The sequence below is a fragment of the Streptomyces sp. NPDC025618 genome, from assembly GCF_055558795.1.
Genome location: NZ_JBVHLW010000002.1, coordinates 187446 through 207858, shown reverse-complemented (window position 1 = coordinate 207858; position 20413 = coordinate 187446). Strand labels below are relative to the sequence as shown.

Sequence of the window (20413 nt, the reverse complement as noted above, 5' to 3'; positions counted from 1 at the left end):
GTATCGCAGCATCGGGCAGACTGTCCGGACCCGCACCCGTGAGAGGAGCAGCGAGCGAGCATGACGATCATTTCGCCTCATGCGGCACCGCAGTCGGCTTTCCCCGGCGAGCGCTTGCAGGGGGGTGGGCGCGCGGACGAGTTCGCCGGAACGGCCGTGCCCGTCCTCGACCCGCTCACGGACGTGCGGGCCGCGGGCGATCCGGAGACCGACGTCTATCTGACCGGCACGGTCTTCCTCGACATCATCTTCACCGGCCTGGACTCCGCCCCCGTGCGCGGCACCGAGTCCTGGGCGCGCGGCATGGGATCGAGCCCCGGCGGCATCGCCAACATGGCCACCGCCCTCGCCCGGCTGGGCCTGCGCACCTCGCTCGCCGCCGCCTTCGGCGACGACATGTACGGCGAGTACTGCTGGGAAGCCCTCTCCCGCGGTGAGGGCATCGACCTCGGCCTCTCCCGCACGGTCCCCGGCTGGCACTCCCCGGTCACCGTCTCCATGGCCTACGAGGGCGAGCGGACGATGGTCTCCCACGGGCACGAGGCGCCGCCGCCCGAGGAGCCCGCCCCCGAGTGCCCGCCCCCGGCCCGCGCCGCCGTCGCCCTCCTGGTGCCCGGCCGGCAGGAGGAGTGGATCGGACACGCCGCCCGCCGGGGCAGCCGGGTCTTCGCCGACGTCGGCTGGGACGAGACCGGCCGCTGGGACCCCGCCGACCTCGCCGACCTGGAGCACTGCGAGGCGTTCCTGCCCAACGCCGAGGAGGCCATGCGCTACACCCGCACGGACTGCCCGCGCGCCGCCGCCCGCGCGCTGGCCGAGAAGGTGCCGGTCGCCGTCGTCACCATGGGGGAGAGGGGCGCGTACGCCGTCGACAGCGCCACGGGCGAGAGCGCCGAGGTGCCCGCCATCGCGGTCGAGGCGCTCGACCCCACCGGCGCGGGCGACGTCTTCGTCGCGGGCTTCGTCACCGGCACCCTCGCGGGCTGGCCGCTCGCCGACCGCCTCGCCTTCGCGGGCCTGACCGCCGCCCTGTCCGTACAGGAATTCGGAGGGTCACTGTCCGCGCCCGGCTGGGTGGAGATCGCCGCCTGGTGGAAGCACGCGCGGTCCTTCGACGACCAGCCCCCGGCCGCCCTGCGCCGCTACGCCTTCCTCGACGGCATCCTGCCCGCGGCGGCCCGGCCCTGGCCGCTGCGCCGGGCGGTGCCCACGCTGGGCTTCCGCCAGCCGTAAATCCCCTCTGACCTGTCGGTCTCCCGACGTACCCTGAAGACACAGCAGTCAGACCCAGACGGACACGGAAAGAGGGATGAGCAGGCCCCAGAGCCGGCCCATGACTCAGACACCCACACAGCCGCAGGCGACCGCCCGGTTCACCGTCCCCGCCAAGCACCCCATGGTGACGGTCCTGGGCTCCGGGGACTCGCTCCTGCGCGTGATCGAGAAGGCGTTCCCCGGCACGGACATACACGTGCGGGGCAACGAGGTAAGCGCCACCGGGGAGCCGCGGGAAGTCGCCCTCGTGCAGCGCCTGTTCGACGAGATGATGCTGGTGCTCCGCACCGGACAGCCGATGACGGAGGACGCGGTGGAACGCTCGATCGCCATGCTGCGCGACGAAGCCGGGGGGACGGGCGCGGCGGAGACCCCCGCCGAGGTCCTCACGCAGAACATCCTTTCCAGCCGGGGCCGCACCATCCGCCCCAAGACGCTCAACCAGAAGCGCTACGTCGACGCCATCGACAAGCACACGGTCGTCTTCGGCATCGGCCCCGCGGGCACCGGAAAGACCTATCTGGCCATGGCCAAGGCGGTCCAGGCCCTGCAGTCCAAGCAGGTCAACCGGATCATCCTGACCCGCCCGGCCGTCGAGGCCGGCGAGCGCCTCGGCTTCCTGCCCGGCACGCTCTACGAGAAGATCGACCCGTATCTGCGCCCGCTCTACGACGCGCTGCACGACATGCTCGACCCCGACTCGATTCCCCGTCTGATGGCGGCGGGCACGATCGAGGTGGCGCCGCTCGCATATATGCGTGGAAGGACGTTGAACGACGCCTTCATCATCCTGGACGAGGCCCAGAACACCAGCCCCGAGCAGATGAAGATGTTCCTCACCCGCCTCGGCTTCGACTCGAAGATCGTCATCACCGGTGACATCACCCAGGTCGACCTCCCGGGCGGCAGCAAGAGCGGTCTGCGGCAGGTGCAGGAGATCCTCGAAGGCGTGGAGGACGTCCACTTCTCGCGGCTCACCAGCAACGACGTGGTCCGGCACAAGCTGGTCGGCCGTATTGTCGACGCGTACGAGCAGTACGACAGCCGCAACGGAAAGTAAGTCGCGTAGACCCATGGCAATCGACGTCAACAACGAATCCGGCACGGACATCGACGAGCAGGCCGTCCTCGATGTCGCCCGCTACGCCCTCGCCCGGATGCGTATCCACCCGCTCTCCGAACTCTCGGTCATCGTCGTCGACGCCGAAGCCATGGAGCAGCTCCACATCCAGTGGATGGACCTCCCCGGCCCGACCGACGTGATGTCCTTCCCGATGGACGAGCTGCGCCCGCCCGCCAAGGACGACGACGAGCCCCCGCAGGGCCTGCTCGGCGACATCGTGCTCTGCCCGGAGGTGGCGCGGAAGCAGGGGCAGGAGGCGCCGACCGGCCACTCCATGGACGAGGAGCTCCAGCTCCTCACCGTCCACGGCGTGCTCCACCTCCTCGGCTACGACCACGAGGAGCCCGAAGAGAAGGCCGAGATGTTCGGCCTCCAGGCCGCCATCATCGACGGCTGGCGCGCCGAGCGCGGGATCGAGGGGCCGTCCCCGGCTCCGACGTTCACGTGACCGGCCGGCTGATCGCGGTCGCGGTCCTGCTGCTCGTCGTCGCCTGGCTCGCCGCCTGCGCCGAGGCCGGCCTCGCCCGGACCACCCGGTTCCGGGCCGAGGAGGCCGTGCGGTCGGGGCGGCGCGGCAGCGCCCGGCTGATGGCCGTCGCCGCCGATCCCACCCGTTATCTCAACGTGGCGCTGCTGGTGCGCGTCGCCTGCGAGATGGCGGCGGGCGTCGTCGTCACCTACGCCTGCCTGCGCGAGTTCGAGGCCACCTGGCAGGCGCTGACCGTCGCCATCGCGGTGATGGTCCTCGTCAGCTATGTGGCCGTCGGCGTCTCCCCGCGCACGATCGGTGCCCAGCACCCGCTGGGCACCGCGACCGCCGCCGCGTACGTCCTGCTGCCGCTCGCTCGGATCATGGGCCCGGTGCCGCAGCTGCTGATCCTCCTCGGCAACGCCTTCACCCCCGGCAAGGGCTTCCGCAAGGGCCCCTTCGCCTCCGAGGCGGAGCTGCGGGCGATGGTCGACCTCGCGGAGAAGGAGTCGCTCATCGAGGACGACGAGCGCCGCATGGTGCACTCCGTCTTCGAGCTCGGCGACACCCTCGTCCGCGAGGTGATGGTGCCCCGCACCGACCTCGTCGTCATCGAGCGCGGCAAGACGATCCGTCAGGCACTCACGCTGGCGCTGCGCTCCGGCTTCTCCCGGATACCGGTGACCGGCGAGAGCGAGGACGACATCGTCGGTGTCGTCTATCTCAAGGACCTCGCCCGCAAGACGCACATCAGCCGCGACGCGGAATCCGAGCTGGTCTCGACCGCGATGCGGCCCGCGGTCTTCGTCCCCGACACCAAGAACGCGGGCGACCTGCTGCGCGAGATGCAGCAGCAGCGCAACCACTGCGCGGTCGTCATCGACGAGTACGGCGGCACGGCCGGCATCGTCACCATCGAGGACATCCTCGAGGAGATCGTCGGCGAGATCACCGACGAGTACGACCGCGAACTGCCGCCCGTCGAGGAACTCGGCGACGGCCGCTACCGCGTCACCGCCCGCCTCGACATCGGCGACCTCGGCGAGCTCTACGGCTTGGCGCTGGACGACGAGGACGTGGAGACGGTGGGCGGGCTGCTGGCCAAGGCGCTGGGACGGGTGCCCATCGCCGGGGCGGTGGCGGAGGTGGGGCTGGCGGATTACGGCCTCGCCGATGTGGGGGAGATGCGGGCTCTGCGGCTCACGGCTGAGGCGGCGGCGGGGAGGCGGAACCGGATTGTGACGGTGCTTGTCGAACCGGTGCGGTCGTAGGGGTGGGCTTGGGCTGGGCGCCGTTGCCGGGTGCGGGTTGCTTGCGCGTGCGGCGGGAGCGCCCTGCGGGCGCGTCCTCAATCGCCGGACGGGCTGGTTGTGCGGACCGTAGTCAGCACATTCAGCCTGTCCGGCGTTTGAGGACAACGCGCGAAGCGTGTTGCGGGGGTCCGGGGCCTCCCCGGTTTCGGGAAGGGGCGGGGTAGGGGAACAAAGCGCCGCAGGCCAACGGACCCGCACCCCAGAAGCAACCGGTCAGGCCGCGGAGCGCCGTCGCAAGCCCACCGCCACCACCACGGCGAGCACCGCGACCACCACCGCATCCGCCCCCAGCCCCAGCCGGATACCCCCCAGCGTCGAAGACGCGAAGGACGAGCCCCCGTCCCGCAGCGAAGCGATGCGCGCCGAGGACAGAGCGCTCAGCAGCGGGATGCCGAGGGTCAGGCCCACCTGCTGGGAGCTGGTGACCAGGCCCGTCGCCAGGCCCTGTTCGGCGTCCGGCAGGCCCGACGTCGCGGTGACGCCGTAGGACACGATCGCCCACAGATGGCCGACGCAGGCGATCGTCACCCCGGCCAGCGCCAGCCACGCGCCGGACCGGCCGAGGCCCAGGCCGAGCAGGGTGGCGGTGAAGACGGCCTGGATGACCAGGCCCGTCACCAGCGTCCTGTGGGCCCCGAGGCGGGCGATGACCTTCGGGGCGGTCACCCCGGCGAGGGCCGCGAAGGCGCCCTGCACGCCGAAGACCAGGCCCGTGCGGAAGGGCGAGAGCTCCAGGACCTCCTGGAGGTAGAGGGTGAGCAGGAAGATGACCGCGCTCATCATCGAGAAGGTGGTCAGCCCGGCGAGGTTCCCCCAGGCGACCGTCCGCCGCCGCAGCATCGGCAGCGAGACCAGCGGCTCCGCGGCCCGCGACTCCACGGCCACGAAGAGGACGAGCAGGGCGATCCCGGCGACCAGGGCGACGATCACGTCGGCGCCGCCGAAGCCGCGCTGGGCGGCGGTCGACAGGGCGTAGATCAGGGCCAGCAGGCCGCCGGTCACGGTCACCGCGCCCGGGACGTCGACGCGCGGCCGCCGCGGGTGCCGGGACTCGGTCAGCAGACCGGGGGCGACGGCCAGGATGCCGATGCCGGCCACGGCCAGCAGGCCCATCGTGGAGCGCCAGCCCAGGGCGTCCGTCATCACGCCGCCGAGCACCATGCCGACGGTGTAGCCGAGGGAGAGCAGGGTGCCGCTGATGCCGAGCGCCTTCTCGCGCTGCGGGCCCTCGGCGAAGGTGGTGGTCAGCAGGGACATGCCGGTCGGCACGATGACGGCCGAGCCCAGCCCCTGGAAGGCGCGGCCGAGGAGGAAGACCGCCGGGTTCGAGGCGAGCGTGGCGAGCACGGAGGCCAGGGTGAAGAGGGCGAGGCCGGTCAGGAAGAGCTTGCGCCGCCCGTAGCGGTCGGCGATCCGGCCGAAGAGCAGCAGGAAGCCGCCCGCGGGGAGCGCGCACGCGGTGACCGCCCACTGGAGATCGGCTTGTCCCATGCCCAGGTCGTCACCGAGGACGGGCAGCGCCACGTTCAGGATGGAGAAGTCGAGCGCGATGATGAACTGCGCGGCGCAGAGCACCAGCAGGATCATCTTCGCGCGGGTGGTCATGCCGTCGGCCGCCGCCGGCGGGGAGGTGGTCAGGGGAGGGGAACTGTCGATCGCCATGGGCAGCACCCTCCGGCGTACGGAATAGCCGTGGGGAGACAGTGCTTATGGTGGTGCCCGTACCACCAGGCGAGGGGGAGCCGTTGTCAGCCAGTTCGATCGAAGCGCGGACCGCGCCAATGGGGGCGCGGGGCCCCAAATCGCGTCGGCGTCAGGAGCTGCGTGAGTTCCTGATGAGCCGTCGGGCCCGGGTGAGCCCGGCGGAGGCCGGCCTGCCGGACGGCGGCGCCCGGCGCCGCACCCCCGGGCTGCGCCGCGAGGAGGTGGCCGTGCTCGCCGGGGTCGGCGCTTCCTGGTACCAGTGGCTGGAGCAGGGGCGGGAGATCACCGTCTCGCCGCAGGTGCTCGACTCCGTCGCGCGCGTGCTGAAGCTGGCGGGAGCGGAGCGCCGCCACCTCTACGCCCTGGCCGGGCTGAACCCGCCGCTGCCGGAGTCGGAGTACGACGCGGAGTATCTGTGCGCGGGGCTGCACCGGCTCATCGACGCCTGGATGCCCTACCCGGCGCACATGATGGACCCGTACTGGAACATCGTCGCCTACAACGAGGCGGCCGGGGCGGTCATGGGCTTCCGCCAGGAGACCGTGCAGAACTGCCTGATGACGTTCTTCACCGACCCCGTCTACCGCGCGCGGGCCGCGAACTGGGACGACAACGCCCACCGCGTCGTCGCGCAGTTCCGCTCCACCTGGTCGGAGCGCCCCGACGACGAGGGCTTCCAGGTGATCGTCGACGAACTCTCCGAGCAGAGCGAGGAGTTCGCCGAGCTGTGGGCGCGCGGTGACGTGCACGAGGGCGGCCAGCTGGTCAAGGAGCTGGAGCACCCGCTGGTCGGCGCGCTGTATTTCGAGAGCACCCAGCTGCGCGTCCCGGCCCGCCCGGACCTGACGATCGTGCTGCACAACCCGGTGCCGGAGTCGGGCACGGCGGCCAAGGTCGAGTGGCTCACCTCGCCGGAGGGCCGCCGCGGGATGTACTCGGTCGCGGGCTGAGCCCTTCGGCGGGCTGAGCCCTTCCCGCGTACGGTCCGGCACGCGTCGCGGTCCGGCATACGCAGCGGCCTGGGTACGGTCCGGCTGCCGCTCCCCGCGGGGCGCTGCATATGCTCGCGCGTATGACGGAGACGCTGGACCCCGAAGACCGCAAGATCATCACGCTGGCCCGCTCCGCGCGCGCCCGCAACGCCGTCCCCGAGGGGGCCGCCGTGCGCGACGAGACCGGCCGGACCTATGTCGCCGGGACCGTCGCGCTCGACTCGCTCAGGCTGAGCGCCCTCCGGACCGCCGTCGCGATGGCCGTGGCCAGTGGCGCGAAGTCGCTGGAGGCCGCGGCCGTCGTCTCCGAGCTCGACGCCGTCCCCGACGCGGACCGCGCGGCCGTACGGGACCTGGGCGGCCCGGAGACGCCCGTGCTGCTGGCGGGCCCGGACGGCGCGCTGCGCGCGAGGCTCCTGGCGGGCTGACCGGGCGGCCCGGCCCCGGCAGCCCGGGGCCGCCGGCCGGCGTGGCCACCGCTGGTCGGCGGTCGCCGGGGGATCGGGGAGAATATCGAGTATGGATAGAGCCTCCTCCCCGTCCCAGGCCCCTCACCGCGCGGGCTTCGCGTGCTTCGTCGGCCGCCCCAACGCGGGCAAGTCGACCCTGACCAACGCACTGGTGGGGACGAAGGTCGCGATCACCTCCAACCGGCCGCAGACCACCCGCCACACCGTGCGCGGCATCGTGCACCGCCCCGACGCCCAGCTCGTGCTGGTGGACACGCCCGGTCTGCACAAGCCCCGGACGCTGCTCGGCGAGCGGCTGAACGACGTGGTGCGCACCACGTGGGCCGAGGTCGACGTGATCGGCTTCTGCCTGCCCGCCGACCAGAAGCTCGGCCCCGGTGACCGCTACATCGCCTCCGAGCTGGCCGGCATCAAGAAGACCCCCAAGGTCGCCATCGTCACCAAGACGGACCTGGTGGACTCCAAGGCGCTCGCGGAGCAGCTGATCGCGATCCATCAGCTGGGCGAGGAGCTCGGCATCGAGTGGGCCGAGATCATCCCGGTCTCCGCCGTGGGCGACAAGCAGGTGTCGCTGCTCGCCGACCTGCTGGTGCCGATGCTGCCGGAGAGCCCGCCGCTCTACCCCGAGGGCGATCTCACCGACGAGCCCGAGCAGATCATGGTCGCCGAGCTGATCCGCGAGGCGGCGCTGGAGGGCGTGCGGGACGAGCTGCCGCACTCGATCGCCGTCGTGGTCGAGGAGATGCTGCCGCGCGAGGACCGCCCGGCGAACAAGCCGCTGCTGGACATCCACGCGAACGTCTACATCGAGCGCCCCAGCCAGAAGGGGATCATCATCGGTCCCAAGGGCTCCCGGCTGAAGGAGGTCGGCATGAAGTCCCGCAAGCACATCGAGGCGCTCCTCGGTACCCCGGTCTATCTCGACCTGCATGTGAAGGTCGCGAAGGACTGGCAGCGCGACCCCAAGCAGCTGCGCAAGCTGGGGTTCTGAGGCCGGCGACCGGGCGCCCTCACGCGCCTTCCTTGAGCACCGTCTGGATCAGTTCGCGCTGCTCGTGGGTGAGGTGGGGTTCGTCGAGGCGGACCGAGCGGCCGTCCACGGTGATCTCGTAGTGGAAGCCGTCCGGGACGCCGCGCCCGGGGGAGTCGGGGCCGGGGGCCAGTGCCCGGTGGCCCAGGGCCTCCAGGTGGGTCGCGTCGGGCCGGCAGCTGGTGTCCAGCTCGGCCCGACGCTCGATTCCGGTGAAACCGCCGGTTCGGGTGATGGCAATCCGCATATCGCCATCCTTACCCCGTAAGGCCGTCCTTACGAGGTGGGAACCCCCACCTGCGACCACGCCTTGAGAACGGCCGAAATCGCGTCCCCCTCGCCGTAGAGGCTCCGGGCCGTCGCCGCCGTCAGCCGCGCGAACTCCGCGAAGTCGGCGTCGGAGGCCAGCTGCCCGCCGGTCAGCGTGGCGTACCAGATCTTCCCGGCCCGCTCCCAGGCGTGGCCCCCGAGCGCGCTCGCCACGAGGTAGAAGGCGTGGTTGGGGATGCCGGAATTGATGTGCACGCCGCCGTTGTCCCGCGAGGTCCTGACGAAGTCGTCCATCGTGGCGGGCTGCGGGTCCTTGCCCAGGTGCGGGTCGTCGTAGGCGGTGCCCGGCGCCTTCATGGACCGCAGCGCCGTGCCGTGGATCCGCGGCGCGAGCAGCCCCGAGCCGATCAGCCAGTCGGCCTGGTCGGTGGTCTGGCCGAGCGCGTACTGCTTGATCAGCGAGCCGAAGACGTCCGAGAGGGACTCGTTGAGCGCGCCCGACTGGCCGTAGTACTCCAGGTTGGCCGTGTGCTGGGTGACGCCGTGGGTGAGCTCGTGGCCGATGACGTCCACCGGAATGGTGAAGTCGACGAAGAGATCGCCGTCGCCGTCGCCGAACACCATCTGGGTGCCGTCCCAGAAGGCGTTGTCGTAATTCGTGCCGTAATGGACGGTGGCATTCAGCGGCAGTCCCGCGTTGTCGATGGAGTGCCGCCCGTACACCTTCAGATAGAAGTCGAAGGTGGCGCCGAGCCCGGCGTTGGCACGGTTGACGGTCGCGTCCTTGGACGGGGCGTCGCCCTCGGCGTGCACCTTGGTACCCGGCTCGGTCTCCAGGTGCCCGGCGTCGAAGATCGTGCGCTGGGGTTGGTCGGACGGGGTGCCCGTCGGGCCCGCGGCACCGCCGAGCGTGGCGATCCGGCGGCGGGTGCGGTGGGCCGAGTCGTGTTCGAGGGTGCGCCGGGCGGGTTCATGGACGGTGGGGTCGTCGGACTGGGCGAGCCTGTCGAGAATGTGGGGAGGCACGATCGTGCAGAACACCGGTTTCATGGCGGCAATGTGGCACCGGGCCTCCGGTTTGTCACTGCCTTGCGTCACGATTAATGAAATCGAGTGGTTGGTTACTATTTAGGGGACAGCAATTCCGCATTCCCTTATCGGCCCCGCGCCGCCCGGGATATCCGGCCCCCGGGCCGCCCGTCCCGTGATCGCGTCCCGCATGCTGATACGGGGGGTCCATGGCGCGGCGGGCTCGGTTATCGTGCTGAGCATCATGCGTTTCGGGCTGCTTCTCCTTAGCTGCCGCGGCGAGGGTCTGCAGTAGGCCGACTCCCTCCCCGCGGAGTTCGGTGTTGCGGTCACTTGCCGGTGACCCGCCCCGTCGGCCGCCCAGCGGACCATACGAGGAGCCCCACGCAGATGCCCGAGCCCCGCACCCCCCAGATCGCGGCCGTACGCCCTCCCACACCCGTCACCGCGGCGACCGTGACCCAGCGCCCCTCGGGGATGCCGGTCCACAAATACGGGCCGTACGAAGCGGTCGACCTCCCCGACCGCACCTGGCCCGACCGGCGCATCACCGCCGCCCCCCGCTGGCTCTCCACCGACCTGCGCGACGGCAACCAGGCCCTGATCGACCCGATGTCCCCGGCCCGCAAGCGCGAGATGTTCGACCTGCTGGTGCGCATGGGCTACAAGGAGATCGAGGTCGGCTTCCCCTCCTCCGGCGCCACCGACTTCGACTTCGTGCGGTCGATCATCGAGGACGGCGCGATCCCCGAGGACGTGACGATCTCCGTCCTCACCCAGGCCCGCGAGGAGCTGATCGAGCGGACCGTTCAGTCGCTGCGCGGCGCCCACCGCGCGACCGTCCACCTCTACAACGCCACCGCGCCCGTCTTCCGCCGGGTGGTCTTCCGCGGCTCCCGCGAGCAGGTCAAGCAGATCGCGGTGGACGGCACCCGGCTGGTCGTGGAGTACGCCGAGAAGATCCTCGGCGACGACACGGTCTTCGGCTACCAGTACAGCCCCGAGATCTTCACCGACACCGAGCTGGACTTCGCCCTGGAGGTCTGCGAGGGCGTCATGGACGTCTGGCAGCCCGAGGCCGGGCGGGAGATCATCCTCAATCTGCCGGCCACGGTGGAGCGGTCGACCCCCAGCACCCACGCCGACCGCTTCGAGTGGATGTCGCGGCACCTGTCCCGGCGCGAGCACATCTGCCTCTCCGCCCACCCCCACAACGACCGCGGCACGGCCGTCGCCGCCGCCGAGCTGGCGGTCATGGCGGGCGCCGACCGCGTCGAGGGCTGCCTCTTCGGGCAGGGCGAGCGCACCGGCAACGTCGACCTGGTCACCCTGGGCATGAACCTCTTCTCCCAGGGCGTCGACCCGCAGATCGACTTCTCGCAGATCGACGAGGTCCGCCGCACCGCCGAATACTGCAACCAGATGGAGGTCCACCCGCGCCACCCCTACGCGGGCGACCTGGTCTACACCGCCTTCTCCGGCTCCCACCAGGACGCCATCAAGAAGGGCTTCGAGGCGATGGAGGCCACCGCTGCCGCCGCCGGGAAGACCGTGGACGACATCGAGTGGGCCGTCCCCTATCTGCCCATCGACCCGAAGGACGTCGGACGCTCGTACGAGGCGGTCATCCGCGTCAACTCGCAGTCCGGCAAGGGCGGTATCGCCTACGTCCTGAAGAACGACCACAAGCTGGACCTGCCGCGCCGGATGCAGATCGAGTTCTCCCGGATCATCCAGGCGAAGACCGACGCCGAGGGCGGCGAGGTCACCCCGCAGGAGATCTGGTCGGTCTTCCAGGACGAGTACCTGCCCACCGACGACAACCCCTGGGGCCGGATCGCGCTGCGCTCCCACCAGACCTCGACCACCAGCGAGGGCACCGACGCGCTCACCGTCGAGGCGGTCGTGGACGGCGTGGACACCGTGCTGACCGGCACCGGCAACGGCCCGATCTCCGCCTTCTTCGACGCGCTCGCCGCGATCGGGGTCGACGCCCGCCTGCTGGACTACTCCGAGCACACCATGAGCGAGGGCGCGAGCGCCCGCGCCGCCTCGTACATCGAGTGCGTGATCGACGGCAAGGTGCTGTGGGGCATCGGCACCGACCCCAACACCACGCGCGCCTCGATCAAGGCGGTCGTCTCGGCGGTGAACAGGGCGTCGCGCCGCTGACGCGGCGAAAACCAGGTCCTCGCCCTGCGCGTCGGCCGCGGGCCGGTCGCCACTCGCGGCAGGTAGCGCCCTGCGGGCGCGTCCTCGATCGCCGGACGGGCTCCAGTTGCCGCATGTGAGCGTCCGCCTGCGGCATTTCAGCCCGGCCGGCGATCGAGAACACCGGCCGCGAAGCGGTGGCACGGACGAGCCGCCCGTCAAGAACATGCCACCGAAACCACCGTATCCGGTGGCCCGGTGGCGTGTTCGCCCCACTGCCGCCCGAAGTCTGCGCACGGGGTACTGACGCCACATCAACGATGTGGCTAACATCACGTCAACGCGGCGACGAGGCCGCAGCGTTATGGAGGTTCCGCCGTGATGCACGCGCGAGGCCGATCCGGTCCGGACCGGTGTGTGGTGGGCGTACGCACCGTATGGCGCACCGTCGGCGACGGCGAGTTCTACTGCCCCGGATGCGGCGGCGACCGCAACTACCGCCGCCGTACGGGCCGCCGCCGGCTCGTCGCCTTCGGCGTGCCGCTGCTGCCGCGCGGGCCGGTCGGCCCGGTCGTCGAGTGCACCGCCTGCCGCGCCCGCTACAGCACGGACATCCTCGACCACCCCACCACCACGCGCTTCTCCGCGATGCTCCGCGACGCCGTGCACACCGTCGCCCTCGCCGTCCTCGCCGCGGGCGGCACCGAGGCGCGTACGGTCCGCAGGGCCGCGGTCGGCGCGGTGCGCGCCGCGGGCTTCGTCGACTGCAGCGAGGAACAGCTGATCACCCTGATCGAGGCGCTCGCGGCGGACACCGGCCGGCTCCCCGGGATGTATCCGAGCGGCGGCGGCCTCGGCGACGGCGGCTGCGGCCGCGACGGCTTCGACCCCCGCGGCACGGCCCTGGCCATCGAGCTCCACGAGGCGCTGGAGCCGCTCGCCCCGCACCTCGCCCCGGCCGGCCGGGAATCGATCCTCCTCCAGGGCGCCCGCATCGCGCTGGCCGACGGCCCCTACCGCCCCGCCGAGCGCGAGGTCCTGGCGACGGTGGGCCGGGCCCTGCTCCTGCGCCCGGAGGACACGGACCGCCTGCTGGCCTCGGCCCGCACCCCGTCGTAGGACGTCCTCACGCGCGGGACGGGTTCGGCCGCCGCCCCGTCCGCCGCCTGCGGCCCGTGGGGCGCCGCCGCTGCTGCCGGATCAGCCACAGGCCGGCGATGGCCACGGGGAACGCGGCCACGGCGCTGAGCAGCAGGGCCGTGGAGACCGTGTCCGTGGCGAGGGGCGCGAAGAAGGCGATGAGCGCCAGGCAGATGCCCGACGCGATCGCGACGCTGATCTGCCACAGGGTGCGCGCCGGGGCGTCCGCGGCCCGGCGGGCGAGTCCCTGGGCGAACCAGAGGAACATCGCGCTCAGCGGCAGCAGCGCCAGGCCGGTGCCCAGCGGGAGGCGGTACGCCTCCTTGGGGCGGTCGGTGGCGTCCTGCCGCATGCCGCGGAAGTCGACGTAGCGGACCTTGCCCCGCCACGACGTCATCGCCACCCGGTCACCGCGCCTGACCGCGCCGAAGACCGACGCCGACCGGCTCATGTCCACGCGGTGGGAGCCCCGGTCGGGCCCGGTCAGCGTGAGCCAGTGGTGCTCCGTCCCGCCGTCGCTCGTCGTCTCGGTCTTCTCCACGGTGGCCGGGACGGTCTTCCGGCACTCCGTGGAGGGCTCGTCCGGCAGGCAGGCGGGGGCCGTCGCGAAGGCCCAGGCGTCGGCCCGCTTGCCGGGCACGGTGACGCCCAGCAGAAAGGCCGCGACGACGGCCAGTCCGAGGCCGGCCACGCCCATGGCGAGTGTCGGCAAGGGGTTCCGGAGCGACGGGAAGATCAACATGCCGACATTCTCCAACGCCCCGGACCCCCGCCGTCCCGCCCGGCGCCCGGGGCACCCCCGGCCGTACGGGAGAATGGCCCCATGAGTCTGTTCCGCGACGACGGCATCGTCCTTCGCACCCAGGCGCCGTCTCCCGGGGGGCAACCCCCGGACCCCCGGCCGGACACCCGGTGGTGTGGACGATGAGTCTGTTCCGCGACGACGGCATCGTCCTTCGCACCCAGAAGCTGGGCGAGGCGGACCGGATCATCACGCTGCTGACCCGGGGGCACGGGCGCGTGCGGGCCGTGGCCCGCGGCGTGCGGCGGACGAAGTCGAAGTTCGGGGCGCGGCTGGAGCCGTTCTCGCACGTGGACGTGCAGTTCTTCGCGCGCGGCGGCGAGCTCGTCGGCCGCGGCCTGCCGCTGTGCACCCAGAGCGAGACCATCGCGGCGTACGGCGGCGGCATCGTCACCGACTACGCCCGCTACACCGCGGGCACCGCCATGCTGGAGACCGCCGAGCGGTTCACCGACCACGAGGGCGAGCCCGCCGTGCAGCAGTATCTGCTGCTCGTCGGCGGCCTGCGGACGCTCGCCGCGGGGGAGCACGCCCCGCACCTGATCCTCGACGCGTTCCTGCTGCGCTCCCTCGCCGTCAACGGCTACGCGCCCAGCTTCCACGCCTGCGCCAAGTGCGGAATGCCCGGACCGAACCGATTCTTCTCGGTGGCCGCGGGCGGTGTGGTGTGCGGTGACTGCCGGGTGCCCGGAAGCGTCGTACCCTCCTCGGAGTCGATCGGGCTCCTCGGCGCGCTGCTGACCGGGGACTGGGCGACGGCGGACGCGTGCGAGGCGCGGCACGTCCGGGAGGGCAGCGGCCTGGTGGCGGCGTATCTGCACTGGCATCTGGAGCGGGGGCTCCGCTCCCTCCGTTACGTAGAGAAGTAACCCAGAGAAGCAACCCTGGTATCGAGGAGAAGTGGCACGCATGGCACGACGCGGGATTCTGGGCCGTTCCCGACGCGAGTACCGCACGCCGGACCCGCATCCGTCCGGGGCGCGGCCGCCGAAGATCCCCGGCGAACTGGTCCCCAACCACGTGGCCATCGTCATGGACGGCAACGGCCGCTGGGCGAAGGAGCGCGGGCTGCCGCGCACCGAGGGCCACAAGGTCGGCGAGGGCGTCGTCATGGACGTCCTCAAGGGCTGCCTGGAGATGGGCGTCAAGAACCTCTCCCTGTACGCCTTCTCGACCGAGAACTGGAAGCGCTCGCCCGAAGAGGTGCGCTTCCTGATGAACTTCAACCGCGATGTCATCCGCCGCCGCCGCGACGAGATGGACGAGCTGGGCATCCGGGTCCGCTGGACCGGGCGGATGCCGAAGCTGTGGAAGTCGGTGGTCGAGGAGCTCCAGGTCGCGCAGGAGCAGACCAAGGACAACGACGCGATGACGATGTACTTCTGCGTCAACTACGGCGGCCGCGCGGAGATCGCCGACGCGGCGGCGGCCATAGGGCGCGACATCGCCGCGGGCCGGCTCGACCCGGCGAAGGTCTCGGAGAAGACCTTCGCGAAGTACCTCTACTACCCGGACATGCCGGACGTCGACCTTTTCGTCCGCCCGTCCGGCGAGCAGCGCACGTCCAACTACCTGATCTGGCAGAGCGCTTACGCCGAGATGGTCTTCCAGGACGTGCTCTGGCCCGACTTCGACCGCCGCGACCTGTGGCGCGCCTGCCTGGAGTTCGCCCAGCGGGACCGCCGATTCGGCGGCGCGGTCCCGAACGAGGACGAGCTCTCCAAGGGCTGACGGCCACGGCCGCCTGCGGGGTCAGCGCTGCTGGGCGCAGTCCCCGCAGGTGCCGAAGATCTCGATGGTGTGGGCGACGTCCTCGAAGCCGTGCTCGGCGGCGATGGAGTCCGCCCACTTCTCCACGGCGGGGCCCTCGACCTCGACCGCCTTGCCGCAGACCCGGCACACCAGGTGGTGGTGGTGCCCGCTGGAGCAGCGGCGGTAGACCGACTCGCCCTCGCTGGTGCGCAGCACGTCGACCTCGCCCGCGTCGGCGAGGGACTGCAGCGTGCGGTAGACGGTGGTCAGACCCACCGAGGCACCGCGGTGCTTGAGCATGTCGTGGAGCTCTTGAGCGCTACGGAACTCGTCCACCTCGTCGAGCGCGGCCGAGACCGCGGCCCGCTGCTTGGTGGACCGGCCGCGTACGGGGGGACCCGCGGTCGCCACAGTTGCCTCCAAAAGCTCGCCTGAACACCCATCCGCACGTGTCGCACGGCCAATTGTGCCAGCCCGCGGGACCGGGTGTGTAAGCCCCGAGACGCGTCTCGGACCCTGTACGCCGGGCGCCGCGTGCCGTACGCGGGTGCGGGACCGGCGCGCGGGGCGTTAGCGCCGGAGGGCGCGGGCCGGTCCCGGAGGGCGTCGTCAGACCCGTACGTCGTCGGCGGGCCGGCGGGCGTCGGGCACCGTGAGCGTGCAGCCGTCCTCGGCGGCCGCGGCGGCCTGCCGGGCGCGTTTCCGCGCGAGCGGCGTCGCGAGGAGGGTCAGGGTGACGAAGACGCCGATGGCGAGCAGCACGATGGAGGCGCCCGAGGGCACATTCACGTAGTACGACAGCGTGGTGCCGGAGACGGTCACCAGCACGCCGATGGCGATGGCCAGCGCGAAGGTCATCGCGAAGCTGCGGGCGATCTGCTGCGAGGCGGCCACGGGGATCACCATCAGGGCGCTGACGAGCAGCAGCCCGACGACGCGCATGGCGACGGTGACGGTGACCGCGGCGGTGACCGCGATCAGCAGGTTCAGCAGCCGCACGGGGAGGCCGGTGACGCGGGCGAACTCCTCGTCCTGGCAGATGGCGAAGAGCTGCCGGCGCAGGCCCAGCGTGGTGAGGATCACGAAGGCCGCCAGGACGCAGATCGCGACGATGTCCTGCTGCGAGACGGTGGTGATCGAGCCGAAGAGGTAGGTCGTGAGGTTGGCGTTGGAGCCGCTGGAGGACAGGCTCATCAGCATCACGCCACCGGCCATGCCGCCGTAGAAGAGCATGGCGAGCGCGATGTCGCCGCGGGCCTTGCCGTAGGAGCGGATCAGCTCCATCACCACGGCGCCGACGACGCAGACGGCGGTGGCCGTCCACACCGGGCTGGTGTTGAGCAGGAAGCCGAGGCCGACGCCGGTGAGCGCCACGTGGCCGATGCCGTCGCCCATCAGCGCCTGGCGGCGCTGGACGAGGAAGGTGCCGATCGCGGGCGCGGTGAGGCCGACCACGAGGGCGGCGAGCAGGGCCCGCTGCATGAAGGCGAAGTCGAGGATGTCCATCAGGTCAGCAGCCCTGTCCGTATCGGTTCCGCTGCCGGGCCGGCGTGCGGGTGTACATGGTCGTGGCCGGGCAGCGCGTGCTGGCCCACGGCCTCCGGCGGCGGGCCGTCGTGGACGACGCAGCCGTCGCGGAGCACGACCGCGCGGTCGATGAGCGGCTCCAGGGGGCCGAGCTCGTGCAGCACGAGGAGGACCGTGGCCCCCCGCTCGACCTGGGCGCGCAGGGCGGCCGCGAGGACCTCCTGGCTGGCCAGGTCGACGCCCGCCATCGGCTCGTCCATGATCAGCAGCTCGGGCTCCACGGCCAGCGCGCGGGCGATCAGCACGCGCTGGTGCTGGCCGCCGGAGAGCGCGTCCACGGAGTCCTTGAGGCGGTCGGCCATGCCGACGAGCTCCAGGGCCCGCACGACGGCCTCGCGGTCCGCCTTGCGCATGATGCCGAGCCGGGTGCGGGCCAGCCGGCCCGCGGCGACGACCTCGCCGACGGTCGCGGGCACGCCGCCCGCGGCGGTGGTGCGCTGCGGGACGTAGCCGAGCCGGGCCCAGTCGCGGAAGCGGCGCCGCGGGGTGCCGAAGAGGTCGAGCTCGCCGCCGGTCAGCGGCACCTGGCCGACGATCGCGCGGACGGCCGTGGACTTGCCGGAGCCGTTGGCGCCGAGCAGCGCCACGACCTCGCCGCGCTCGACGGTCAGGTCCACGCCGCGCAGCACCGGGCGCGAGCCCAGCGTGGCGGTCGCCCCGCGCAGGGATATGACGGGCTGCCCGTCCATGTCGTTGACCTCCGTCACTTGGTGCCCAGCGCCTTCCGCAGGGCGGCGAGGTTGGACTCCATGACGGCGAAGTAGTCGTCGCCCCTGGACTTGTCGGTGATGCCTTCGAGCGGGTCGAGGACGTCCGTCTGCACCCCGAGGTCCTTGGCCAGCGTCCGGGCCGTGGCCGGGTTGGCGATCGTCTCGAAGAAGACCGTGCTGACGTGGTGGTCCTTGGCCAGCTGGTGGAGGTCCTTCATCCGGGCGGCGCTGGGCTCGGACTCCGGGTCCAGGCCGCTGATGGCCTCCTCGGTGAGCCCGTAGCGCTCGGCGAGATAGCCGAAGGCCGCGTGGGTGGTGATGAAGGTGTCGGAGGCGCGGTTCTTCAGGCCGTCGGCGAACTTCGTGTTCAGCCCGTCGAGCCTCTTGACCAGCGCGTCCGTGTTCTTCTGGAAGTCGGCCCGGTGCTCGGGGTCGGCCTCGGCGAGGGTCTTGTTCACGCCCTTGGCGACCTCGGCGTACTTCACCGGGTCGAGCCAGATGTGGGGGTCCTTGCCGGCCTCGGACTCCGAGTGGGAGTGGTTGTCGCCGGTGGAGTGGTGGTGGCCGTCCACCTCGGTGCCGTGCTCCTCGAGATCCGTGAGGGCGGCCGCGTCGGCGACGTGCTTGTTCCCGGACTGCTTGATCGCCTCGTCCACGGCGGGCTGGAGGCCCTTGAGGTAGACGATCGCGCCCGCGTCGGAGAGGGAGCCGGTCTGCCTGGGCGTGAGCTCCAGGTCGTGCGGCTCGACGCCGGGCTTCGTCAGGTTCGTCACGCTGACGTGGTCGCCGCCTATCTCCTTGGTCAGGAACTCCAGGGGATAGAAGGAGGCGATCACCTTCGTCCTGCCGTCCGCCGCCTTGCCCGCCGCGTCGGAGGAGGAGCACGCGGAGAGCGTGAGCAGCCCCAGGGCTGCGGCCGTGGCGACGGCGGCGGTGGTTATTCGGCGGGAGTGCGGACGGCTTACGTTCATGACAGTCATTTTCAACAAAAGTGGAAACGATTGTCAACAACATGTTCGCAAAGGGGGCGCAACCGGGCCGCCCGGCCGATCGGGTCAAGCCAAGGCCAGAGCCGATTTGATGAGAGGGGGTGCGCCGCCGGTAACCTGAAGCATTCGCTGTTCGTCGTCGCAATGAAGAGAGCACCGTGGCCGCCGACAAGATCGACACCATCGTCAGCCTGAGCAAGCGCCGTGGCTTTGTCTATCCGTGCAGTGAGATCTACGGCGGACAGCGTGCCGCCTGGGATTACGGGCCGCTCGGCGTGGAGCTCAAGGAGAACATCAAGCGTCAGTGGTGGCGCTCCATGGTCACCTCGCGCGACGACGTGGTCGGTCTCGACTCGTCGGTGATCCTCGCCCGTGAGGTCTGGGAGGCGTCCGGCCACGTCGCCACCTTCTCCGACCCGCTGACCGAGTGCACCTCCTGCCACAAGCGCTACCGCGCGGACCACCTGGAAGAGGCGTACGAGGCCAAGCACGGCAAGCTGCCCGCGAACGGCCTCGCCGACATCAACTGCCCGAACTGCGGCAACAAGGGCCAGTTCACCGAGCCCAAGCAGTTTTCCGGCCTGCTCGCCACGCACCTCGGCCCGACGCAGGACACCGGCTCGGTGACCTACCTGCGCCCCGAGACCGCCCAGGGCATCTTCACCAACTTCGCCCAGGTGCAGACGACCTCGCGCAAGAAGCCCCCGTTCGGCATCGCCCAGACGGGCAAGTCCTTCCGCAACGAGATCACGCCGGGCAACTTCATCTTCCGCACGCGTGAGTTCGAGCAGATGGAGATGGAGTTCTTCGTCAAGCCGGGCGAGGACGAGCAGTGGCACGAGTACTGGATGCAGCAGCGCTGGAACTGGTACACCGGCCTCGGCATGCGCGAGGAGAACATGCGGTGGTACGAGCACGCCGCTGAGAAGCTCTCCCACTACTCCAAGCGCACCGTCGACATCGAGTACCGCTTCAACTTCGGCGGCTCGGAGTTCTCGGAGCTGGAGGGTGTGGCCAACCGCACCGACTTCGACCTCAAGGCCCACTCCGCGGGCTCCGGCCAGGACCTGTCGTACTTCGACCAGGAGGCCGGCGAGCGCTACTTCCCGTACGTCATCGAGCCGGCGGCCGGTCTCAACCGCGCCATGCTCGCCTTCATGCTCGACGCGTACAACGAGGACGAGGCGCCGAACGCCAAGGGCGTCATGGAGAAGCGCGTCGTGATGCGCCTCGACCCGCGCCTCGCGCCGGTCAAGGTCGCGGTCCTGCCGCTCTCCCGCAACCCGCAGCTCTCCCCGAAGGCCAAGGGCCTCGCGGCGGACCTGCGCAAGAACTGGAACATCGAGTTCGACGACGCGGGCGCGATCGGCCGCCGCTACCGCCGCCAGGACGAGATCGGCACGCCGTTCTGCGTCACCGTCGACTTCGACACGCTCGACGACAACGCGGTGACCGTGCGCGAGCGCGACACGATGAAGCAGGAGCGGGTCTCCCTCGACCAGATCGAGGGCTACCTGGGCTCGCGCCTCCTGGGCTGCTGACCCCTTTAGCCGAAACCCGAAGGCCCCGGTTCCCGCTTCGGCGGGGCCGGGGCCTTTCGGTACGGG

Annotated in this window: 20 protein-coding genes; 12 read left to right on the top strand and 8 right to left on the bottom strand. The window is 71.2% G+C overall.

Annotation, left to right across the window (positions count from 1 at the left end; translation table 11 throughout):
• Nucleotides 1–60 precede the first annotated feature (60 nt).
• The 4 genes from ACZ4A5_RS03145 to ACZ4A5_RS03130 all read left to right on the top strand — a co-directional run bounded on the left by ACZ4A5_RS03145 (nucleotide 61) and on the right by ACZ4A5_RS03130 (nucleotide 4138).
• Nucleotides 61–1233, top strand: coding sequence for a carbohydrate kinase family protein (locus ACZ4A5_RS03145; protein ID WP_467577837.1), 1173 nt, complete (start codon nucleotides 61–63; stop codon nucleotides 1231–1233).
• A gap of 100 nt (nucleotides 1234–1333) precedes the next feature.
• The gene (locus ACZ4A5_RS03140; protein WP_467577834.1) at nucleotides 1334–2335 is read left to right on the top strand and encodes a PhoH family protein; all 1002 of its coding nucleotides are present in this window, start codon (nucleotides 1334–1336) and stop codon (nucleotides 2333–2335) included.
• Nucleotides 2336–2348: 13 nt separating this feature from the next.
• Nucleotides 2349–2846, top strand: a complete 498-nt coding sequence (gene ybeY / locus ACZ4A5_RS03135; protein WP_467577832.1) for an rRNA maturation RNase YbeY — start codon at nucleotides 2349–2351, stop codon at nucleotides 2844–2846.
• Complete coding sequence (locus tag ACZ4A5_RS03130) at nucleotides 2843–4138, top strand: hemolysin family protein (protein ID WP_467577830.1); 1296 nt, start codon at nucleotides 2843–2845, stop codon at nucleotides 4136–4138. The genes ybeY and ACZ4A5_RS03130 overlap by 4 nt, the downstream gene beginning before the upstream one ends.
• 255 nt (nucleotides 4139–4393) lie before the next feature.
• Here ACZ4A5_RS03130 and ACZ4A5_RS03125 read toward each other — a convergent pair whose 3' ends face one another.
• Nucleotides 4394–5842, bottom strand: a complete 1449-nt coding sequence (locus ACZ4A5_RS03125) for an MFS transporter (RefSeq protein ID WP_467577827.1) — start codon at nucleotides 5840–5842, stop codon at nucleotides 4394–4396.
• Between the two features lie 173 nt (nucleotides 5843–6015).
• Between ACZ4A5_RS03125 and ACZ4A5_RS03120 the strand changes: the two genes are divergently transcribed.
• The 3 genes from ACZ4A5_RS03120 to era all read left to right on the top strand — a co-directional run bounded on the left by ACZ4A5_RS03120 (nucleotide 6016) and on the right by era (nucleotide 8337).
• Nucleotides 6016–6834 (top strand): helix-turn-helix transcriptional regulator, encoded by an 819-nt coding sequence (locus tag ACZ4A5_RS03120; protein WP_467577825.1) that lies wholly within the window; start codon nucleotides 6016–6018, stop codon nucleotides 6832–6834.
• Between the two features lie 122 nt (nucleotides 6835–6956).
• Nucleotides 6957–7304: a cytidine deaminase gene (locus ACZ4A5_RS03115; RefSeq protein WP_467577823.1), complete on the top strand. Its 348-nt coding sequence runs from the start codon at nucleotides 6957–6959 to the stop codon at nucleotides 7302–7304.
• 91 nt (nucleotides 7305–7395) lie between these two features.
• The gene (gene era / locus ACZ4A5_RS03110) at nucleotides 7396–8337 is read left to right on the top strand and encodes a GTPase Era (RefSeq protein WP_361527312.1); all 942 of its coding nucleotides are present in this window, start codon (nucleotides 7396–7398) and stop codon (nucleotides 8335–8337) included.
• Nucleotides 8338–8356: 19 nt separating this feature from the next.
• Here era and ACZ4A5_RS03105 read toward each other — a convergent pair whose 3' ends face one another.
• Together ACZ4A5_RS03105 and ACZ4A5_RS03100 are read right to left on the bottom strand one after the other, a co-directional pair.
• Entirely contained in the window at nucleotides 8357–8623 is a 267-nt protein-coding gene (locus tag ACZ4A5_RS03105; RefSeq protein ID WP_467577820.1) for a protealysin inhibitor emfourin, read from the bottom strand.
• Between the two features lie 29 nt (nucleotides 8624–8652).
• A complete protein-coding gene (locus ACZ4A5_RS03100; RefSeq protein ID WP_467577818.1) occupies nucleotides 8653–9696 on the bottom strand; it encodes a M4 family metallopeptidase in 1044 nt (347 codons plus the stop codon).
• Nucleotides 9697–10065: 369 nt separating this feature from the next.
• On the opposite strand from ACZ4A5_RS03100, the gene leuA reads away from it, so the two are divergent.
• Together leuA and ACZ4A5_RS03090 are read left to right on the top strand one after the other, a co-directional pair.
• On the top strand, nucleotides 10066–11847 hold the full coding sequence (leuA, locus tag ACZ4A5_RS03095; protein ID WP_467577816.1) for a 2-isopropylmalate synthase: 1782 nt from the start codon (nucleotides 10066–10068) through the stop codon (nucleotides 11845–11847).
• A gap of 360 nt (nucleotides 11848–12207) precedes the next feature.
• Entirely contained in the window at nucleotides 12208–12945 is a 738-nt protein-coding gene (locus ACZ4A5_RS03090) for a TerB family tellurite resistance protein (protein ID WP_467578142.1), read from the top strand.
• 7 nt (nucleotides 12946–12952) lie between these two features.
• On the opposite strand, the gene ACZ4A5_RS03085 is transcribed toward ACZ4A5_RS03090, so the two are convergent.
• Nucleotides 12953–13708 (bottom strand): hypothetical protein, encoded by a 756-nt coding sequence (locus ACZ4A5_RS03085; protein ID WP_467577813.1) that lies wholly within the window; start codon nucleotides 13706–13708, stop codon nucleotides 12953–12955.
• Between the two features lie 182 nt (nucleotides 13709–13890).
• On the opposite strand from ACZ4A5_RS03085, the gene recO reads away from it, so the two are divergent.
• Complete coding sequence (recO, locus tag ACZ4A5_RS03080) at nucleotides 13891–14637, top strand: DNA repair protein RecO (protein ID WP_398871694.1); 747 nt, start codon at nucleotides 13891–13893, stop codon at nucleotides 14635–14637.
• A 40-nt stretch (nucleotides 14638–14677) separates the two neighbouring features.
• Nucleotides 14678–15499, top strand: coding sequence for an isoprenyl transferase (locus tag ACZ4A5_RS03075; RefSeq protein WP_467577808.1), 822 nt, complete (start codon nucleotides 14678–14680; stop codon nucleotides 15497–15499).
• A gap of 21 nt (nucleotides 15500–15520) precedes the next feature.
• Here ACZ4A5_RS03075 and ACZ4A5_RS03070 read toward each other — a convergent pair whose 3' ends face one another.
• The 4 genes from ACZ4A5_RS03070 to ACZ4A5_RS03055 form a co-directional block, all read right to left on the bottom strand.
• Complete coding sequence (locus tag ACZ4A5_RS03070) at nucleotides 15521–15931, bottom strand: Fur family transcriptional regulator (protein ID WP_467577805.1); 411 nt, start codon at nucleotides 15929–15931, stop codon at nucleotides 15521–15523.
• 198 nt (nucleotides 15932–16129) lie between these two features.
• Nucleotides 16130–17026, bottom strand: a complete 897-nt coding sequence (locus ACZ4A5_RS03065) for a metal ABC transporter permease (RefSeq protein WP_467577802.1) — start codon at nucleotides 17024–17026, stop codon at nucleotides 16130–16132.
• On the bottom strand, nucleotides 17026–17796 hold the full coding sequence (locus ACZ4A5_RS03060) for a metal ABC transporter ATP-binding protein (RefSeq protein ID WP_467578140.1): 771 nt from the start codon (nucleotides 17794–17796) through the stop codon (nucleotides 17026–17028). Before ACZ4A5_RS03060 ends, ACZ4A5_RS03065 begins: the two co-directional genes overlap by 1 nt.
• Before the next feature lie 14 nt (nucleotides 17797–17810).
• Nucleotides 17811–18788, bottom strand: a complete 978-nt coding sequence (locus ACZ4A5_RS03055; RefSeq protein WP_467577799.1) for a metal ABC transporter substrate-binding protein — start codon at nucleotides 18786–18788, stop codon at nucleotides 17811–17813.
• Between the two features lie 176 nt (nucleotides 18789–18964).
• On the opposite strand from ACZ4A5_RS03055, the gene ACZ4A5_RS03050 reads away from it, so the two are divergent.
• On the top strand, nucleotides 18965–20347 hold the full coding sequence (locus tag ACZ4A5_RS03050) for a glycine--tRNA ligase (RefSeq protein WP_467577796.1): 1383 nt from the start codon (nucleotides 18965–18967) through the stop codon (nucleotides 20345–20347).
• Nucleotides 20348–20413: the final 66 nt, after the last annotated feature.

Excerpts from the sequence above, each read along its gene's own strand:
- ACZ4A5_RS03145 (WP_467577837.1), top strand. The coding sequence starts at position 61 with ATGACGATCATTTCGCCTCATGCGGCACCGCAGTCGGCTTTCCCCGGC.
- ACZ4A5_RS03140 (WP_467577834.1), top strand. The coding sequence starts at position 1,334 with ATGACTCAGACACCCACACAGCCGCAGGCGACCGCCCGGTTCACCGTC.
- ybeY (WP_467577832.1), top strand. The coding sequence starts at position 2,349 with ATGGCAATCGACGTCAACAACGAATCCGGCACGGACATCGACGAGCAG.
- ACZ4A5_RS03125 (WP_467577827.1), bottom strand. The coding sequence starts at position 5,842 with ATGGCGATCGACAGTTCCCCTCCCCTGACCACCTCCCCGCCGGCGGCG.
- ACZ4A5_RS03120 (WP_467577825.1), top strand. The coding sequence starts at position 6,016 with ATGAGCCGTCGGGCCCGGGTGAGCCCGGCGGAGGCCGGCCTGCCGGAC.
- ACZ4A5_RS03115 (WP_467577823.1), top strand. The coding sequence starts at position 6,957 with ATGACGGAGACGCTGGACCCCGAAGACCGCAAGATCATCACGCTGGCC.
- era (WP_361527312.1), top strand. The coding sequence starts at position 7,396 with ATGGATAGAGCCTCCTCCCCGTCCCAGGCCCCTCACCGCGCGGGCTTC.
- ACZ4A5_RS03105 (WP_467577820.1), bottom strand. The coding sequence starts at position 8,623 with ATGCGGATTGCCATCACCCGAACCGGCGGTTTCACCGGAATCGAGCGT.
- ACZ4A5_RS03100 (WP_467577818.1), bottom strand. The coding sequence starts at position 9,696 with ATGAAACCGGTGTTCTGCACGATCGTGCCTCCCCACATTCTCGACAGG.
- leuA (WP_467577816.1), top strand. The coding sequence starts at position 10,066 with ATGCCCGAGCCCCGCACCCCCCAGATCGCGGCCGTACGCCCTCCCACA.
- ACZ4A5_RS03090 (WP_467578142.1), top strand. The coding sequence starts at position 12,208 with ATGCACGCGCGAGGCCGATCCGGTCCGGACCGGTGTGTGGTGGGCGTA.
- ACZ4A5_RS03085 (WP_467577813.1), bottom strand. The coding sequence starts at position 13,708 with ATGTTGATCTTCCCGTCGCTCCGGAACCCCTTGCCGACACTCGCCATG.
- recO (WP_398871694.1), top strand. The coding sequence starts at position 13,891 with ATGAGTCTGTTCCGCGACGACGGCATCGTCCTTCGCACCCAGAAGCTG.
- ACZ4A5_RS03075 (WP_467577808.1), top strand. The coding sequence starts at position 14,678 with ATGGCACGACGCGGGATTCTGGGCCGTTCCCGACGCGAGTACCGCACG.
- ACZ4A5_RS03065 (WP_467577802.1), bottom strand. The coding sequence starts at position 17,026 with ATGGACATCCTCGACTTCGCCTTCATGCAGCGGGCCCTGCTCGCCGCC.
- ACZ4A5_RS03060 (WP_467578140.1), bottom strand. The coding sequence starts at position 17,796 with ATGGACGGGCAGCCCGTCATATCCCTGCGCGGGGCGACCGCCACGCTG.
- ACZ4A5_RS03055 (WP_467577799.1), bottom strand. The coding sequence starts at position 18,788 with ATGAACGTAAGCCGTCCGCACTCCCGCCGAATAACCACCGCCGCCGTC.